Origin of the sequence: Micrococcus sp., from assembly GCF_030523875.1 — a bacterium.
Lineage (GTDB): Bacteria > Actinomycetota > Actinomycetes > Actinomycetales > Micrococcaceae > Micrococcus.
Genome location: NZ_JAUNHR010000166.1, coordinates 1 through 836 on the forward strand (window position 1 = coordinate 1; position 836 = coordinate 836).

An 836-nucleotide genomic window follows, 5' to 3' on the forward strand; every position below is an offset into this window, starting at 1 on the left:
AGTGCGCGGTGTCGATGAGGAACGGGGTGCCGCCGCGGGCCGTCTCGCGGGCTTCGGAGGCGGGGTGGTGGCGGAGGTCGGACGTGACGTAGACGTCCGCGCCGCTGGCCCTCACGTCATCGAAGAGGCTGTCTCCCGCACCGCCGCACACGGCTACGGTGCGGACCTCGGCCTGGAGGTCGCCGGCCACGCGGACTCCGCCAGCGACCCGCGGAAGCGAGCGGGCCACGCGCTGGGCGAACGAGGCGAGGCTGACCGGCTCGGCCAGCACGCCCACGCGGCCGATCCCGGCGGCGTCCGGCCCGTTCTTCGCTGGGGCGAGGGGACGCTGCTCGGTGAGCCCGAGGATGTCCGCGAGAATCTGGGACACGCCGCCCTCCGGCTGGTCCGCGTTGGTGTGCGTGCACACGAGCGCGCAGCCGGCCTCCGCGAGGCGCATGACCATCTCGCCTTTGGCGGTCTCGTCGGACACCGAGTTGACGCCCTTGAGGAGGAGGGGGTGGTGGGTGACGAGGAGATCGAACCCGCCCTCGATGGCCTGCGTGACGACGTCCGCAACCGGGTCCACGGCCACCAGCACGCTGCGCACGGGCTTGTCCATCCGGCCGACGACGACGCCCGTCCGGTCCCACTCTTCCGTGAGGGAGAACGGCCAGAGCGCGTCGATGCTCTCGACGACCTCGGCGAGCGTGGGGGCGGTGCCTGGGTTCTCCTGCTGCTCAGTCATGCCCCCATCTTCTCAGGTGCGGGGGCAGAGAGCGGCGGGTGAGTGCGGGGGCGCGCGGGCGGCCGGGGCGTGCGGGCGACGACGCGCTGGCGCGGCGGGAATGCCAGCC

At 73.4% G+C, this 836-nt stretch carries 1 protein-coding gene; it reads right to left on the minus strand.

Annotation, left to right across the window (positions count from 1 at the left end; translation table 11 throughout):
- Window positions 1-727: Nif3-like dinuclear metal center hexameric protein (locus Q4D18_RS11805; protein WP_303128648.1), on the minus strand; the 727-nt coding region annotated here is incomplete at its 3' end.
- Window positions 728-836 lie beyond the last annotated feature (109 nt).